Below are 17,179 nucleotides of genomic sequence, written 5' to 3' on the forward strand. Positions count from 1 at the left end.
ATGACACAGCATCTTTTTTCCTTCGGCCACGGCTATAGCGCCCAAGCCCTCGCCGCGCGCCTTTTGCCCCTTGGCTGGCACATCACCGGCACCACGCGCAGCGCACAAAAGGCTCTGACCCTGCGCGAAACGGGCATCACACCGTTGATCCTTGGGCGCGACGACCTCGCGCCCGCGCTTCACAAAGCCACCCATCTGCTCGTCAGTGCCGCCCCCGACGATGCCGGCGACCCGATGCTGCGCGATTGGGCAGACGCCATCGTACAGGCCCCCAAGCTTGGCTGGATCGGCTATCTGTCGACGACCGGCGTCTACGGCGATCACGCGGGGGGATGGGTGGATGAGAGCACCCCCCTCACCCCCGCCACCAAACGCGGCCGGATGCGCGTCGCGGCTGAGGCAGAGTGGACGGAATTTGCGCAAAAAAAGTCTCTAACCCTGCAGATTTTTCGCCTTGCGGGCATCTACGGCCCAGACCGCGGCCCCTTTGCAAAGGTGCGCGCAGGGACCGCGCGGCGGATCGTAAAACAGGGCCAAGTATTTTCGCGCACCCATGTCGCAGATATTGCGCAGGTGCTTCACGCCTCTATCGCGCGGCCCAACGCGGGCGCGGTCTACAATGTATGCGACGATGACCCCGCGCCCCCGCAAGACGTGATTGCCTATGCCGCCGAATTGCTCGGCCTGCCCCTGCCCCCTCTGGAAGCCTTCGAGACCGCCGACATGACCCCGATGGCGCGCAGTTTTTATGCCGAAAGCAAAAAGGTGCGCAACATGCGGATCAAACACGAGCTTGGCGTCACGCTGATCTATCCCGACTATCGCCGCGGGCTTGAGGCGCTTTTGGCGCTTGAAACCGGTAAGGCGTGAAACCCGCGCGCCGCGCTCTGCGTTGAGATGCTCACAGACAAAGGCCCGCACCCTATGACCGCAGATTCTTCCGCCAAAGCGCAATCGCCCCAAAGCTTGCGCGATATTTTGCGTGCCCTTCATGCGGCCAGCGATGGCGACACGGTTTCGGTCGACGAGATCCTTGATCAAATCGGCCACCGCTCGTTTGCCCCCGCGATCCTGGTGCCTGCGATGATCCTTGTCTCGCCGATTTCCGGAATACCGGGCACGCCCACCATCGGGGCGGTGATCATCCTGCTGATCACCGTGCAAGCAATCTTGGGCGTGGATCACCTGTGGCTTCCGGCCTTTGTGCGCAAGCGGCGGATCAAAGGCGAAAAGCTGGAGAAAGCCGTGACATGGCTGGAGCGTCCCGTCCTGTGGATCGACGATCACACAGAACGCCGCGTGGCCTTTCTGGCGCGCAAACCGTGGTCGCTGGTCGCCCTGATGGCCATTGCCGCGCTGGCCTGCGTCATGCCCTTGCTCGAAGTGCTGCCGCTGGTCACCTCGGTGCTGTGCTTTGCGATATCCCTGCTCGCCATCGGCATGATGGGGCGCGACGGGCTTTTCATGCTGTCAGGCTACGGCTTTATCATTCTGGGCGCGTCGGGCCTTGCGTGGCTGATCAGTTAGGGCGGCGCTTTGCGTCCCAGATCGTCAGGGCAAACATCAAAATCCCCGCCAGCGACAGGCCCGCCCCCACATAGCCCGAGCTTTCAAACCCGTAGCCGCGGGCGATGAAAAACGCCGCGACGATGGGGCCAATGGCATTGGCGGCGTTAAAGGCAGAATGGTTCAGCGCCGCCGCAAGAGACTGGGCTTCATGCGCCACATCCATCAGGCGGGTCTGTAGCAAAATGGGCAGGCCGTTCGAGACCCCGACGACGACCACGATCATCGCGATCAGCGTGGGGCTGGTCGCAACCGAGGGGTAAATCAACAGCACGAGGCCCGACACCGACATCATCACGAAAGTCGAAAGGGTCAGGGACTTGTCCGCGGCCCAGCCTGCAATCAATGTGCCGATCGTCATCGCGACACCGATCAGCATCAGGTACATCGGCACCGTCGCTTCGCTGACCTGTGTCACCTCGATCAAGGTCGAGGCAAGATAGGTGTAAAAGGCAAAAAAGCCGCCAAAACAGATCATCGCAGTGGCAAGCGTCAACAACACCTGACGGTTTTTCAGGGCCGAGAGTTCACGCAGCGGGTTGGACGCCGTTCCCGGTTCAGCGCGCGGCGCGGCCACGGCCAGGGTTACAGCCGTCACAAGGGCGATGACGCCCACAAGTGCAAATCCCCAGCGCCAGCCCAAAGTCTGGCCCAGAACGTTGGAAAACGGCACGCCGATAATGGTCGCGGTGGTAATGCCGAGGAACATGCGCGACACCGCTTTGCCGCGCTGGTTCGGCCCCACGACCGAGGCCGCAAGCAAGGCCCCCGCGCCGAAATAAGCACCATGCGGCAAGCCCGACAAAAAGCGGGTGACCAGCAAGACAGGGTAGGTCGGGGCAATGGCAGAGGCGGTGTTGAACACGGCAAAGGCCACCATCAGGCCGATAAGCAGGACCTTGCGTTCCATTTTGGCAAAAAGCACCGCGATCAGCGGCGCACCAACCACCACACCAAGCGCATAGGCCGAAACCATGCTTGAGATGGCGGCTTCGCTTACGGCAAAGGCGCGCGCGATATAGGGGACCATCGCCATGGCGGAAAATTCGGCTGTACCGATGGCAAAGCCGCCCATCGCAAGGGTGAATAGCACCAGCCAAGGCCGCGCCAAAGGCGCATCGAGTGTCATCGTTGCCATTCTCAAACCTACCTATCGGGAATCTGTGCGATTGGGCGTAAAAACGCCGCCGCTCGCAACCCCTTTTCGGCATCACCGGCCCAGCGTCAACTCAAATGCGGCATTGCAGAAAGAACGGCCCGCTTTCTGCGCAAAAGCGGCCGGTTTGCGGGCTTTTGCGTCACGCCCGCTTGCTGGCGATATCCCCAAGCCCCAGCACCGACAGCACCTTGGCCTCGATATCCGCCGCCGAAAGCGCTGCTGTGCGGTACATATCCTCGGGGCTGGCTTGGTCGATGAAGATATCGGGCAGAACCATGGTGCGGAATTTCAGCCCGTGGTCAAACATCCCCTCATTCGCGAGCAGGTCTGCCACATGGCTGCCAAAACCGCCAATCGCACCTTCCTCGATCGTGATCAGCGCCTCGTGGGTTTGTGCCAGATCCAGAATCATCGCGCGATCCAGCGGCTTGGCAAATCGGGCATCGGCAATCGTGGGCGTGATCCCGCGCGCCGAAAGCGCTTCGGCGGCTTTTTTCACCTCTTCCAGTCGGGTGCCAAAGGACAGGATCGCCACGCGGCTGCCGCTTTGAATCAACCGGCCCTTGCCAATTTCCAGCGGCACGCCTTGTAGCGGCATTTCCACCCCGACACCCTCGCCCCGCGGATAGCGAAACGCGATGGGTCCATCGTCATGGGCAACCGCTGTGGCAACCATATGGACCAATTCGGCCTCATCGGCGGCGGCCATCACCACAAACCCGGGCAGGTTGGCCAGAAAGGCAACATCGAAAGACCCCGCGTGGGTCGCGCCATCGGCCCCGACCAGCCCCGCGCGGTCGATGGCAAAGCGCACCGGCAGGCGCTGGATGGCCACGTCATGCACAACCTGATCGTAGCCGCGCTGCAAAAAGGTGGAATACATCGCGCAAAACGGCTTCATCCCGCCCGCAGCCAAACCAGCGGCAAAGGTCACGCCGTGCTGTTCGGCAATGCCAACGTCAAAACAGCGCGACGGGTAGCGTTCTGCAAACAGGTTCAACCCCGTGCCATCGGGCATCGCGGCCGTCACCGCGACCACCTTGTCGTCGCGGGCGGCGGCGTCCAGCAACGCTTTGGCAAAAACACCGGTGTAGGACGGCGCGTTGGATTTGGCCTTGGCCTGCTTGCCCGTCACCAGATCGAATTTCGCGGTGGCATGGCCACGATCCACCGCCGCCTCGGCAGGCGCGTAGCCCTTCCCCTTTTGGGTGATGGCGTGAATGAGAACCGGTCCGGTGGCGCGGGACTTGACCGTGCGCAACACGCTAAGCAACTGGTCCATGTCGTGCCCGTCAATCGGCCCGATGTAGGAAAACCCGAGTTCCTCAAACAGGGTGCCACCGACCGCCAGGCCTTTGAGCATCTCCTTGGCGCGTTTCGCGCCCTCTTGCAGCGGCGAGGGCAAAAAGGACACAGCGCCCTTCGCGGCCGCTTTCAATTCCTGGAACGGCGCGTTGGCGTAGAGCCGTGACAGGTAGGACGACAGCGCACCGACGGGGGGCGCGATGGACATTTCGTTGTCGTTGAGGATCACGAACAGCCGTTTGCCCAAATGGCCTGCATTGTTCATCGCCTCAAAGGCCATGCCCGCCGACATCGACCCGTCGCCGATCACCGCAATCGCATCCCCCAGGCTCGGATCGGGCGCACCGCCCAGATCGCGCGCGACCGAAAACCCGAGAGCGGCGGAAATCGAGGTCGAGCTATGCGCCGCACCGAAGGGATCGAACGGGCTTTCCGAACGTTTGGTAAAGCCCGACAACCCGCCCTTTTGGCGCAGGGTGCGGATGCGGTCGCGCCGCCCGGTCAGAATTTTATGCGGATAGGTCTGGTGGCTTACGTCCCAGATCAGCCGGTCGCGCGGCGTGTCGAACACCGCGTGCAGTGCCACGGTCAACTCGACCACGCCCAGGCCCGCGCCCAAATGACCGCCCGTTTGCGACACGGCGGAAATTGTCTCGGACCGCAACTCGGACGCCACGCGTTTCAAGTCGCTGTCAGACATGCCCTTGAGGTCGGCAGGCACGGACACGCGGTCGAGCGTCGGGGTCGAGGGGCGTTGAGCGTCAGACATCGGGGGCCGCCTTTGCGATCAGGTTTGTCGGGAAATAACGAAACGGGCCACATCCCGCAAGGCATCGGCGCGCGTGCCGTAGGGCGAGAGCGCGTCGCAGGCGTCCTCGACCAGCGCGGCGGCGCGCGATTTTGCCCCCTCAAGCCCCAGCAAAGACACGAAAGTCGCCTTGCCTGCCTCGGCGTCCTTACCCACGGCTTTGCCCGTCAGAGCGGCATCGCCCGTGACATCCAGAACGTCATCATGGATCTGGAAGGCAAGGCCCAAGGCACGGGCGTAGGCGCCCATCGCAGAGGGGTCCGCGCCCGCAAGGAGCGGCCCCGCTTTGGCCGACCATTCGATCAGCGCGCCGGTTTTGTTGTTTTGCAATTCGGTGATCTGAAAGAGGTCAAGCGGCGCTGCGGCACTTTCAGCAGCAATGTCCTGCGCCTGCCCCAGCACCATGCCCTGCGCCCCGGAGGCCCGCGCTAGGCTCGCCACCAGCGCGATGCGGCGCGCAGGATCGGGCGCGCACTCATCGCGCGCCAGCACTTCGAACGCCATGGTTTGCAGGGCATCGCCCACCAGCACCGCCGTCGCCTCGTCCCATTTCACATGCACCGTCGGCATGCCCCGACGCAGATCATCGTCATCCATGCAGGGCAGATCGTCATGCACGAGGGAATAGGCGTGCAGCGCCTCGACCGCGGTCGCCGCCCAGACGGATTGCACCGGATCAATGCCGTGCAAAGCCGCGCTTTCCATCACCAGAAAGGCGCGCAGCCGCTTGCCCCCGCGCGAGGCGTAGCGCATCCCGGCCACCACGGGCAGATCACCCATCGGCGCAAGCACCGCGTCGAAACAGGCCTGCACCAGACCTGCGCATTGTTCCAATCCGGCTTTCATCGACCTGCCTTACAGACCTTCGACGGGCGTGGTGCCGGTGGGCTGACCATCGCGATCCAGCGTAATTTTCGCGACTTTTTCCTGCGCTTCGGCCAGCTTCGCCTCGCAGCGCGCTTTCAATCGCGCGCCCCGCTCGTAGAGGTCGATGGAGGCATCCAGAGCGACATCACCGCGCTCCAGCTGCCCCACGACGCGCTCCAGCTCTGCCATGGCTTGCTCAAAGGTCATCTGGCTTTCGTCTGTGTCGCTCATAGCTCGTCTCCCGAAATTTTCCTGACAAAAACCACAAGTGTCGCGCCCTGTCGAGGGCGCCACACGTGCGTTTTGTGACCAGAACCCCCTTATTCCGGCGTTAACATATAGCCCGCACCGCGCACGGTCTGCAGGTAGCGCGGCTGTTTGGGGTCACGCTCGATCTTGCGCCGCAGCCGCGTGATTTGCACGTCAACCGCGCGTTCCTGTGCCTGATCCCCGTCGCGTCCAAGACGTTCGACCAGATCACTGCGCGACACGGGTTCGCCAAGTGCGGCCACGAAGATCCGCATCAGCTGGGCTTCGGTGGCGGTCAGACGGACCTGTTCGACACCTTCCCACATTTCCCCGCGCTCCACCTCGTAGCGGATGTTGCCCAGATGCAGGAATTTCGGTCCGTCATCCACGGCTTCGGCCTGAGGCATCCGGCGCAAAATCGCGTTGATGCGCAGCAGCAATTCCTTTGGCTCGAACGGTTTGGACAGGTAGTCGTCCGCCCCCGCCTCAAGACCTGCGATGCGGTTCTCTGTTTCCCCCTTGGCCGTCAGCAGCAGGACGGGGGTTTTCATCTTTGAACGGATGAAGTTGGTCAGGCTCAGCCCGTCCTCGCCGGGCATCATCACATCCAGCACGATCAGGTCGAAATCCAACCCGCCCAACAAGCGGCGGGCATGGGCGGCCTCTTTGGCGACGGTGACCAGATAGCCGTTACGCATCAGGAATTTCTGCAACAGCCCGCGAATGCGCTCGTCATCGTCGACAATCAAAAGATGCGCATCACCGCTCATGCGCCGCCCTCCTTGAAGGCCTGATAATGGGTGCGCAATTCCGGCTCCATCATCGCCTCAAGCACCTGGCGAAACCCCGCCACGGCATCGGGGCCGGCCGCGCGATAGGCCGCACGCACCCGCGCACGCTGCGCTTCGGACACTTCAGCCTCCAAGGCGGCCCCCGCCTCGGTCAGGAAGAGATTGCGCTCGCGCTTGTCGGATGCGCCAACGCGGCTTTCGACCAACCCGTCGTCGATCAAGGTGCGCAGCACCCGGTTGAGCGACTGTTTGGTCACGCCCAACAGCGCGAGCAGATTGTTCACCGTCGTCCCCGGAGAGCGGTTGACGAAATGCAGGGCGCGATGATGGGCGCGCCCGTAGGCATAGTTTTCAAGAATCCGGTCGGGGTCGGCGGTAAAGCCGCGATAGGCAAAATACATCGCCTCGATCCCCTTGCGGATCTGTTCGTCCGTGAGGAACAACAGGCTTTCACCCCCTGCTCCGCCGCTGCCAACATGTTCCGCCATGGTCCTCCTGAGGCCACCTGGGCCAATTCACAATCTGCGTAATATTTGGCCAGTTTATGTCAGCCTTGTTGACATTCCAAGACTCAACTGGTAGCGAAACCACAATTTAGCGCAACTTTATGCATTCAATGCTAAAAATTACGCAACTTTCGCAAACACCCCCTCCGGTGCAACCGCCCGGATCCGAACCAAAGGAAGAGACCATGGAAGGCGCTTACGACGATCGCGACGGCAAAATCTGGATGGATGGCAAACTGGTAGAGTGGCGCGACGCCAACGTCCACATCCTGACCCATGCGCTGCATTACGCCTCCTCCGTGTTCGAAGGCGAACGATGCTACAATGGCAAGATTTTCAAAGGTGTCGAGCATTCGATCCGCCTGCGCAAATCCGCCGAACTCCTGGACATGGAAATCCCCTATTCGGTCGAGGAAATCGAAGCTGCGAAATACGCAATGCTCAAAGCCAACGGCTGGACCGACGCCTATGTCCGCGCGATTGCGTTTCGCGGCGCAGGTCAGGATATGGGTGTGTCCTCAGGCAAAAACCCCGTGCGCCTCGTGATTGCGGGCTGGGAATGGGGCGCCTACTACGGCGACGCCAAGATGAGTGGTGCCAAGCTTGATATCGCCAAGTGGAAACGCCCCTCGCCCGAAACCATCCCCACCGCCGCAAAAGCTGCCGGCCTCTACATGATCTGCACCATGTCCAAACATGCCGCAGAGGCGAAAGGCTGCTCTGACGCGCTGTTTATGGATTATCGCGGCTACGTGGCCGAGGCGACGGGCGCAAACATCTTTTTCGTCAAAGACGGTGAAGTGCACACCCCCGACCCTGACGCGATCCTCAACGGCATCACCCGTCAAACCGTGATCGGGATGCTTCAAGCCAAGGGCGTAAAAGTCAACGTCCGCCGCATCCTGCCCGAAGAACTTGCCGATTTCGAGCAATGCTTCCTCACGGGGACCGCCGCCGAAGTCACCCCCGTGGGCCAGATTGGCGACTACACCTTTGAGGTCGGCCAACTGGTGCGCGATCTGGCGGCGGAATACGAAGCCCTCGTGCGCAGCTAAGCGCCCGCCCTGCGCCAAAATCGTTAAAATCCCGCGCAAGCGCCGGATGTTAATCTTTCTTAAAGTCGCCGCCCCCTTACTGGTTTCCGGTTCGGGGGCGAACTTTTTTGGGGCCTATGAATGGCGCATGCACTACAACGAGAGTCGATGACACTATATCTGGTGGGGGCCGCAATTGTCCTCCCCGCCTTTTTGGCGCTGGCCGCCTATGCCTATACCCGCAACCCGTCTTTGCGCCCCTTGGCCATCACACGCGACAGTTTGGCGGCGGCGGGCCAGTTGGAAACCACCTCGCCGGTTCTGGTGGCCATTTCCGTTGGCACGCAGGCAGAGTTGCCTGTGACAAGCGAGGAATTGCGCAACAAGATCACGGGCGCTTTTCGCACCTATCTGATTGAACCGGACGTGATGTTTCGCCGCGTCGAAGGTTCGGCGGCGATCACCGCGACCTATATCGTGGGCAATAACCAGATCGGCCCCTACGCCTACGAGGACATCGCGCGCGGCATCGCACCTGCGACCGACGCAGTGCGTGTGCAGGCCGCTGCTGCAGCCTCGAAAGCCGCAGCGCTCGCGCGCAATCCTCCGAAATCCTTCTGGGGGCGGCTGTTTTCCGACCGCTATTAGCGCCGCTCAGAACAGCTTGTTGGTCTTGCGCAACCGCTCCGGCGCAAGTCCCAACTTGCGCTCGCGCCAGATGATGAAAATCCCTGCGGCGATGATCACCACCGCGCCGGACATCATCGGAAGGGTGGGCACTTCGCCAAAGGCCACATAGCCAATCCCCAGCGCCAAAATCATCGAGACATATTCAAACGGCGCAATCAGGGACGCATCGGCGTAGCGGTAGCAGGCCGTCAAGAACACCTGCCCGAACCCGCCGATCAGGCCGGACGCCACCAAAAGCGCCATGACTTTGGGCGAGGGAACAACCCAGCCGCCGAAGGGCAGGCTACACAAAGACACCGCGCTGGCCGTCACGAAAAACCAAAAGGCAATCGCGCTGACGCTTTCGCTGCGCACCATGTTGCGCACATGAAGCTGCACGATTGCCGCCAGAACCGCCGCCCCCAGGGCCACGACCGCGCCGAGTTGTTCGGTCACTGTGGGCACCCCGTGGATCACCGTCAGACGCGGTGAGAGCACGATAATCACCCCCACAAGGCCGATTAAAACCGCTGAAAACCGCACCAGACGCACGGTTTCGCCCATGAACATCGCGGCAAAGATTACCAAAAGCAGTGGCGAGGCATAGCCGATCGCAGTGACTTCGGGCAGGGGCAACAGCCCCAGCGAAAAGAACCCCAACATCATTGCAGAGGTGCCAATCACCCCGCGCCAGATGTGGTTGGTGACGGAGTTCACCCGCAGGCCCGCGCCCATATCCCCCTGGATCGCCACCCAGACCAACACAACGGGGATCGCCAAAAGCGAGCGAAAGAACACCGCTTCTCCGGCGGGCACTTCGACTCGCGCAGCCTTGATCATCGAGGCCATGATGACAAACAGGCTGACAGAGGCGACTTTTAACAAAATCCCGCGCAACGGGTTGTGGGACGTCAGGGACGCAGTGGCAGATGTCATCGCTCGTTCCATTTGGCAGCGTTTTCAACGCACCCTAGGGCGCGCGTGTCAAATGGCATAGCGCAAAGCGCGCATACCCGTGCCCCCGCTATTGCGCTTGCGCCAATCGCCCGACAGCCCAGCGCGCAGCTTCGGCCACCACGGGGTCTTCATCGGCCGTCAGGCTCCGGGCCACCTCGCGCAGGGCCGCATCGCCCGAATTCCCGATGGCGTAGAGCACATTGCGCACAAATCGGTCGCGCCCGATCCGCTTGATCGGGGAGCCGGAATATTGCGCCCGAAAGCCAGCGTCATCCAGCCGCGCCAGTTGCGCCAGCGCCGGCGCGTCGGTCGCAGGGCCGCCCGCATAGCGCAGCTCGCGTGCGTCTTGGGCGAATTTGTTCCACGGGCAGGCGGCAAGGCAATCGTCACAGCCGTAAATCCGGTTGCCCAGTTTCGCGCGCAACGCCAGATCCACAGGCCCGTGATGTTCGATCGTCAGATAGGAAATGCAGCGTCGTGCGTCGATCTGGAAGGGCGCGGGGAACGCATCGGTCGGACAGGCGTCCAGACAGGCGGTGCAAGAGCCGCAGTGCTCCGATTCTTCGGGGTCGGGCGCAAAGTCATGCGTGGTGAAAATCGCCCCGAGGAAAAACCAGCTTCCCAAATCGCGCGCCAGGAGATTGGTGTGCTTTCCCTGCCAGCCCAATCCCGCCGCCTGCGCGAGCGGCTTTTCCATCACGGGGGCGGTATCGACGAAGACTTTGATCTCGCCCGCCCCCTGTTCGATCATCCAGCGCCCCACGCGCTTAAGCCGCTTTTTAACCAGATCGTGGTAATCCTTGCCGCGCGCATAGACAGAAATCGCGCCGCGATCCGGCTGGCCGACAACCGCCATCGGATCGACATCGGGGGTATAGACTTCGGCAAGCATCACCACCGATTTGGCCTCGGGCCAAAGTGCGTCGGGCGCGCCGCGCCAGTGCATGCGATCGGCCATCCAGGCCATCTGGCCGTGCCGCCCCTCCTCGACAAAGGTTTTGAGCCGCGCCATCGCATCGGGCAATTGGGGACGCGCAAAGCCGACCTTGGAAAAACCTTCGTCACCTGCGCGCGCTACCAGCGCCTCTTTGGTCAGGGCCATGCGCGCGCCTTTCGCCTAGAAATCGAGGTCGGCGTAATGGGAAGGCTGCGGAAAACCGGGGATCTGGTCAACCAGCAACGAGCGGAAGGCAGGGCGTGATTTGATCTTGGCGTACCAGTCTTTGACGACCGCCGAGCGGTTCCAGTCCACATCCGAGATATAATCCAGCGACGACAAATGCGCCGCAGCCGCGAAATCCGCCAACGACATTTCGTCCCCCGCCAGCCAACGGCGGCGATCCAACAGCCAGGTCATGTAATCGAGGTGCCATTTGATCGCCTTGGCCCCCGCTTTGACATTCTTCGAATCAGGGTAGCCGGTTTTTTGGACCTTGCGGTTCACGCGTTCGTACAAAAGGTTCGAAGTCACCTCGGCATGGAATTTGTCGTCAAACCACGCCACAAGCCTGCGCACCTCGTACCGTCCATCAACATCGCGCGGCATCAGGGGGGGGCTGGGGTAAAGTTCTTCGATCAATTCGCAAATCGCCGCACTATCGGCCAGCAAACGGTCACCCAAACGCAAAACGGGCACTTTGCCCGCCGGATTGCGCCGCAAAAAATCAGGGTCCTGTTCCCAATAGCGCTCCTCGACCAATTCGACCTCAATGCGCTTTTCAGCCAGCACGAGGCGGACCTTGCGACAGAAGGGAGACAGCGGAACGTGGAAAAGTCGGTTCATGATTTGCGCACTAAGGTTGGGTGAGAAAGGAGGGCGTGCTTGGGGTATTGCAGAGAAGCGGGCGGCAATTCAACCGTCGAAACAATCCGCACGCCCGTCTCGCGCGATCAACGCCGCGCCATCGGCAATTTGCGCGGACCTTCGCCGCACAAAGTCGCTCGGATTGGCCGCATCGCGCTCCTTGGGGTTGGGCAAAACGGCCGCAAGACGCGCCGCCTGTGTGGCGCTCAGTTGATCGGGGCCGGTGTTGAAATAGCGCCGCGCCGCTGCATCCACCCCAAACACGCCCTCGTCGAATTCCGCAACGTTCAGATAGACTTCAAGGATGCGCGGCTTGGACCAGACCAGCTCGACCATGGGTGTCAGCACAGCCTCCATCGCCTTGCGCAGCCACGACCGCCCCTGCCACAGGTAGGCGTTTTTGACCGTCTGCTGGGTCAGCGTCGAGGCCCCGCGCGTGCCCCCTGCGGCCACGACCGAGCGGATTGCCGCCATGTCAAACCCCCAGTGCAGGCAATAATTCGCATCCTCGGCGGCCACGACCGAGCGCGCCATCACTGGCGCGATGTCCTCAAGGCGCACCCAGACGTGATCGGTGCCGCCCAACCTGCGCCCCTCGGCCAGAATATAGGGCGTCGTCGGTGGAGGCACGACCGCATAAAGCAGCACCGCAAACCCCCAAAAAGCAACGAACCCGAGCACGAGGCGACCCGCGGTGCGCCGCAGGCGCTGTCGCAGGGGGCGCGCCGCTGCGTTGGTTTTGCGTTTACGCGATTTGGATTTTGATGCTTTGGCCATGGCATAGGGATGCCTGCGCGCGCCCGCGCGGTCAAGCGCACCAAAGCAAAAGGCCCCGCACGCCGTGCAGGGCCTTTCAATTGCGTCACACCGCCCAATTTACTCGGCGGGAATTGCGCCTTTTTCAAGCGTCAGCGGCGCTTTGAGGTTCGCAAGCATTTCCTTCGGGCAGACCTGAAGGAAGTTCGCCTTTTCGACATCCCAATGTTGCAGGATTTCCTTGGCGCGCCGCGAGCCGGTTTCAGCGGCGTGGCGTTCGATCAGCGACTTCAGCTGATGTTCCCAATGATCCACCGTCACGCCACAGGTCACCAGCGTTTCCATGTTCATCAGATGGCCCGACATGCCGTCGGGATCATACAGGTAGGCCATGCCACCCGTCATCCCCGCACCAAAGTTCGCGCCGATTTCACCAAGGATCACCGCGATGCCGCCGGTCATGTATTCACAGCCGTTGGACCCGCAGCCCTCGATCACGGCCGTCGCCCCCGAGTTGCGCACGGCAAACCGTTCGCCCGCCCGCCCCGAGGCAAAGAGGTAGCCGTCGGTCGCGCCGTAGAGCACGGTATTGCCGATGATCGTGTTGTCGGCGGCTTTCAGCGGCGAGTTCATCGGCGGGCGCACCACGATGATACCGCCCGACAGACCCTTGCCGACATAGTCGTTGGAATCGCCGGAGACTTCGATCTTGAGGCCCGGAGCCGCAAAGGCACCAAGCGACTGACCCGCCGATCCCGTCAGCTTCACCGTGAGGTGATCGGGTTGCAGATTGTTGCGCATGCCAAAGCGCGACACGATATGCGACGAGGTGCGCGTGCCGATGGTGCGCAGCGTGTTTTGCACCGCATAGGACAGCTGCATCTTTTCGCCATCGTTGAGGAAGCGCGCCGCATCCGACACGATCTGGGCGTCCAGCGTATCGGGCACCGCATTGCGCGGCTTGGAGCGGTCGTAAACGATCCGGTCCGAGCCATCGACGGTGATCAAAAGCGGGTTGAGGTCGAGGTCATCAAGATGGGCGGAGCCACGGCTGACCTGCGTCAACAGATCGGCACGCCCGATGATTTCGTCCAGCGAACGCGCGCCGATAGAGGCCAGCAATTCACGCACTTCCTGAGCGTAGAAGGTAATGAGGTTCACCACCTTGTCGGCATTGCCCGTGAACTTGTCACGCAGCGCCTCGTCTTGGGTGCAGACACCCACGGGGCAGGTGTTCGACTGGCACTGACGCACCATGATACAGCCCATTGCAATCAGCGCAGCGGTGCCGATGCCGTATTCCTCGGCGCCAAGCATCGCGGCCATGACCACGTCGCGCCCCGTGCGCAGACCACCATCGGTGCGCAGCGTCACGCGTTCGCGCAGGTTGTTCATCGCAAGCACCTGGTGCGCTTCGGTCAAACCCATTTCCCATGGCAGGCCCGCGAATTTGATCGAGGTCGCAGGCGAGGCACCCGTGCCGCCGTTGTGGCCCGAAATCAGAATGATGTCCGCCTTTGCCTTTGCCACACCGGCCGCAATCGTGCCCACGCCCGAGGAGGCCACCAGTTTCACGGTGACTTTGGCCTTGGGGTTGATCTGCTTGAGGTCGTAGATCAGCTGCGCCAGATCCTCGATCGAGTAGATATCGTGGTGCGGCGGCGGTGAAATCAGCGTCACGCCTTTGGTCGAGTGGCGCAGCTTGGCGATCAGGTCCGTGACCTTCATGCCGGGCAGCTGCCCGCCTTCGCCGGGTTTTGCGCCCTGTGCCACTTTGATCTCAAGCTCTTCGCAGTGGATCAGGTATTCGGCGGTCACACCGAAACGACCCGAGGCCACCTGCTTGATCTTGGCCGATGCGTTGTCACCATTGGGTTCGGGCGTGAAGTCATCGGGGCTTTCGCCGCCTTCACCGGAATCCGATTTCGCGCCGATGCGGTTCATCGCGATCGACAGGGTACGGTGCGCTTCGGGCGACAGGGCGCCCAGCGACATCCCCGGCGTCACAAAACGCTTGCGGATCGAGGTGATGCTTTCGACCTCTTCGATGGGCACGGGTTTGCCCATCGGTTTGATGTCGAGCAGATCGCGCAGATGCAACGGTGGATTCGCTTTCATCTTGGCGGAATACTGCTTCCACATCTCGTAGGATGCACGATCACAGGCCGCTTGCAGCATGTGCATCGACTGCGCCTCCCACGCGTGGCTTTCACCCGATTTGCGCGCTTTGTAGAACCCGCCGATGGGCAGCGTGTTGCCGCCAAGGAAACCGGCGTGATGCACGGCCTCGACCTTGCGCTGGATACCGCCGACACCGATGCCGGAAATGCGCGAATGCATTCCGGGGAAATATTCGGCCACCATGGCGCGGCTCAGGCCCACGGCCTCGAAGTTCAACCCGCCACGATAGGAAGAAATCACCGAAATCCCCATCTTGGCCATGATCTTCAGCAGGCCCTGGTCGATGGCGTTGCGAAACCGTGCCGTTGCCTCGGTCAGCGTGCAGTCAAGCAGACCGCGCGAAATGCGGTCGGCAAGGCTGTCCTCGGCCAGATAGGCGTTCACGATTGTCGCGCCACAGCCGATGAGCACGGCAAAATAATGCGGATCGATACATTCCGCCGAACGCACACCGATAGAGCAGAAAGTGCGCAGACCTTTGCGCGTCAGCCACGAGTGAACGGCCGATGTCGCAAGGATCATCGGCATCGCCACTTTGGACTCCGACTGGTGCTGGTCGGTCAGAACGATGTGACCACCGCCCGAACGCACGGCATCCTCGGCCTCGGCGCGGATGCGTGCCAGACCGTCGCGCAGCGCGCCTTCGCCCGCATCCGCCGGGAAGGTACAGTCGATTTCCACCATCGGCGCGTTGAAATGGGTTTTCAGCGCCTCGAATTGAGCATTGCCGACAAAGGGGCTGTCCAGCACGATGATCTCGGTCTGGCTGCTGTCCTCGTCGAGCACGTTCTTGAGGTTGCCGAACCGCGTCTTGAGCGACATCACGCGGAATTCGCGCAACGAGTCGATCGGCGGGTTGGTCACCTGAGAAAAGTTCTGGCGGAAGAAATGCGAGAGCGGGCGGTACTGGTTGGACAGCACGGCAGAGGGCGTATCGTCCCCCATCGACGCCAAAGCCTCTTTGCCATCCTCGGCCATGGGCGCAAGGATTTGCTCAAGTTCTTCAATGGTGTAGCCCGCAGCGATCTGACGCTTTTTCAGCTCTGCACCTTCAAAAAGCGCCTTTTCGGTGAGACCCGAAAGCTCGCTATCGAGATCGTTGATCTTGCCGACCCAGTCCCCGAAGGGCTGGGCATTGGCCAGACGGTCTTTCATCTCGGTGTCGTTGTAGAGTTTGCCGTCTTTCATATCGACAGCAAGCATCTGACCCGGGCCAAGCGCGCCCTTTTCGACGACGGTGGCCTCGTCGGTGGGCACCATGCCCACTTCGGAGCCTGCAATCACAAGGCCGTCGCCGGTCACGACATAGCGCATCGGGCGCAGGCCGTTGCGATCCAGACCCGCACAGACCCAGCGGCCATCGGTCATCGCCAAAGCGGCGGGACCATCCCACGGCTCCATCACGGAGTTCACGTAGGAATACATGTCGCGCCAGCTTTGCGGCAGTTCAATCGCCTGCTGGCTCCAGGATTCGGGGACCAGCATGGTTTTTGCCATCGGCGCCGAACGGCCCGCGCGCACCAGCACTTCGAAGACCGCATCAAGCGCGGCCGAGTCAGAGGCCGACTGCGGGATGATCGGTTTGATGTCTTCGGCCATATCGCCGAAGGTGCCCGAGGCCATGCGGATCTCGTGGCTTTTCATCCAGTTGACGTTGCCCTTGATCGTGTTGATCTCGCCGTTATGCGCCAACATGCGGAAGGGCTGGGCCAGCCACCACTGCGGGAAGGTGTTGGTGGAATAGCGCTGGTGGTAAATCGCAAAAGCGGATTCAAAGCGGTCATCCATCAGGTCGGGATAGAACACCGCGACCTGTTCAGCCAGCATCATGCCCTTGTAGATGATCGAGCGACAGGACAGCGAGCAGAGGTAGAGATCGCGAATCCCCGCGGCAGAGGACGCTTTTTCGATGCGCCGACGGATCACATAAAGTTCGCGCTCAAAAGTTTCCTCGTCCACGCCTTTCGAGTTCGAGATCAGGATCTGCTCGATTTCGGGGCGGGTCGAATTGGCCTTTTCGCCCAGACATTGGGTGTTCACCGGAACGTGGCGCCAGCCGTAGATGTAATAGCCCATCCGCAGGACTTCGCTCTCGACGATGGTCCGGCAGGTTTCCTGTGCGCCAAAATCGGTCCGCGGCAGGAAAATCTGACCCACCGCCAACATTTCACCCTTGCGCGGCTTGTGGCCGGTGCGCGCGATCTGGTCCTCGAAGAAAGCGACGGGAATTTGCACGTGAATGCCCGCGCCATCGCCCGTTTTGCCATCCGCATCGACCGCCCCGCGGTGCCAGATGGCCTTCAGAGCGGCGATGCCGTTTTCAACAACCTTGCGGCTTTTGGAACCATCGACGGAGACGACAAGGCCGACACCACAGTTGGCGCGCTCGTCATCCATTTTGAACAGCGAATTTTCCGCCATCCACTCGCGTTTCGCTTCTTCGCGGGTAGCCCAGCTGTCATCAAATTTGGTCATATGGAAACCCTTCCTTCACTGGATAGGTCAGGGCCGTGGCCCCAATGGAATT

The 17,179-nt window shown here is 61.6% G+C and carries 15 protein-coding genes; 4 read left to right on the top strand and 11 right to left on the bottom strand.

The genetic code is table 11. The features are described 5' to 3' along the window. Together AQS8620_RS00115 and AQS8620_RS00120 are read left to right on the top strand one after the other, a co-directional pair. Positions 1-870, top strand: coding sequence for an SDR family oxidoreductase (locus AQS8620_RS00115; RefSeq protein WP_085834799.1), 870 nt, complete (start codon positions 1-3; stop codon positions 868-870). Between the two features lie 54 nt (positions 871-924). Then, positions 925-1,527 (top strand): exopolysaccharide biosynthesis protein, encoded by a 603-nt coding sequence (locus AQS8620_RS00120; RefSeq protein ID WP_085834800.1) that lies wholly within the window; start codon positions 925-927, stop codon positions 1,525-1,527. On the opposite strand, the gene AQS8620_RS00125 is transcribed toward AQS8620_RS00120, so the two are convergent. From AQS8620_RS00125 to AQS8620_RS00150, 6 genes are all read right to left on the bottom strand, one after another. Further along, the gene (locus AQS8620_RS00125; RefSeq protein WP_085834801.1) at positions 1,520-2,704 is read right to left on the bottom strand and encodes an MFS transporter; all 1,185 of its coding nucleotides are present in this window, start codon (positions 2,702-2,704) and stop codon (positions 1,520-1,522) included. The genes AQS8620_RS00120 and AQS8620_RS00125 overlap by 8 nt on opposite strands. A gap of 160 nt (positions 2,705-2,864) precedes the next feature. After that, positions 2,865-4,799, bottom strand: coding sequence for a 1-deoxy-D-xylulose-5-phosphate synthase (dxs, locus tag AQS8620_RS00130; protein ID WP_085834802.1), 1,935 nt, complete (start codon positions 4,797-4,799; stop codon positions 2,865-2,867). A gap of 18 nt (positions 4,800-4,817) precedes the next feature. Continuing rightward, the gene (locus AQS8620_RS00135; protein WP_085834803.1) at positions 4,818-5,684 is read right to left on the bottom strand and encodes a polyprenyl synthetase family protein; all 867 of its coding nucleotides are present in this window, start codon (positions 5,682-5,684) and stop codon (positions 4,818-4,820) included. A gap of 9 nt (positions 5,685-5,693) precedes the next feature. Then, positions 5,694-5,936, bottom strand: a complete 243-nt coding sequence (locus AQS8620_RS00140; protein WP_085834804.1) for an exodeoxyribonuclease VII small subunit — start codon at positions 5,934-5,936, stop codon at positions 5,694-5,696. 89 nt (positions 5,937-6,025) lie between these two features. Next, positions 6,026-6,724, bottom strand: a complete 699-nt coding sequence (locus tag AQS8620_RS00145) for a response regulator (protein WP_085834805.1) — start codon at positions 6,722-6,724, stop codon at positions 6,026-6,028. Then, on the bottom strand, positions 6,721-7,233 hold the full coding sequence (locus AQS8620_RS00150) for a MarR family winged helix-turn-helix transcriptional regulator (protein ID WP_085834806.1): 513 nt from the start codon (positions 7,231-7,233) through the stop codon (positions 6,721-6,723). Before AQS8620_RS00150 ends, AQS8620_RS00145 begins: the two co-directional genes overlap by 4 nt. A 203-nt stretch (positions 7,234-7,436) precedes the next feature. Here AQS8620_RS00150 and AQS8620_RS00155 point away from each other — a divergent pair, with 203 nt between their 5' ends. After that, complete coding sequence (locus AQS8620_RS00155; protein ID WP_085835323.1) at positions 7,437-8,306, top strand: branched-chain amino acid aminotransferase; 870 nt, start codon at positions 7,437-7,439, stop codon at positions 8,304-8,306. A gap of 147 nt (positions 8,307-8,453) precedes the next feature. Then, positions 8,454-8,933: a hypothetical protein gene (locus tag AQS8620_RS00160; protein WP_085834807.1), complete on the top strand. Its 480-nt coding sequence runs from the start codon at positions 8,454-8,456 to the stop codon at positions 8,931-8,933. Between the two features lie 6 nt (positions 8,934-8,939). On the opposite strand, the gene AQS8620_RS00165 is transcribed toward AQS8620_RS00160, so the two are convergent. The 5 genes from AQS8620_RS00165 to gltB form a co-directional block, all read right to left on the bottom strand. Next, complete coding sequence (locus AQS8620_RS00165) at positions 8,940-9,890, bottom strand: DMT family transporter (RefSeq protein WP_143267366.1); 951 nt, start codon at positions 9,888-9,890, stop codon at positions 8,940-8,942. Positions 9,891-9,978: 88 nt separating this feature from the next. After that, positions 9,979-11,013, bottom strand: a complete 1,035-nt coding sequence (queG, locus tag AQS8620_RS00170; protein ID WP_085834809.1) for a tRNA epoxyqueuosine(34) reductase QueG — start codon at positions 11,011-11,013, stop codon at positions 9,979-9,981. Between the two features lie 15 nt (positions 11,014-11,028). Then, positions 11,029-11,694 (bottom strand): FtsZ-binding protein FzlA, encoded by a 666-nt coding sequence (gene fzlA / locus AQS8620_RS00175; RefSeq protein ID WP_085834810.1) that lies wholly within the window; start codon positions 11,692-11,694, stop codon positions 11,029-11,031. Between the two features lie 69 nt (positions 11,695-11,763). Then, entirely contained in the window at positions 11,764-12,492 is a 729-nt protein-coding gene (gene mtgA, locus AQS8620_RS00180; RefSeq protein WP_085834811.1) for a monofunctional biosynthetic peptidoglycan transglycosylase, read from the bottom strand. 99 nt (positions 12,493-12,591) lie between these two features. Continuing rightward, positions 12,592-17,127 carry a glutamate synthase large subunit gene (gltB, locus tag AQS8620_RS00185; protein ID WP_085834812.1) on the bottom strand — a complete coding sequence of 1,512 codons (4,536 nt, stop codon included), beginning with the start codon at positions 17,125-17,127 and terminating at the stop codon, positions 12,592-12,594. Positions 17,128-17,179: the final 52 nt, after the last annotated feature.

This window comes from Aquimixticola soesokkakensis (assembly GCF_900172375.1).
Taxonomy (GTDB): domain Bacteria; phylum Pseudomonadota; class Alphaproteobacteria; order Rhodobacterales; family Rhodobacteraceae; genus Aquimixticola; species Aquimixticola soesokkakensis.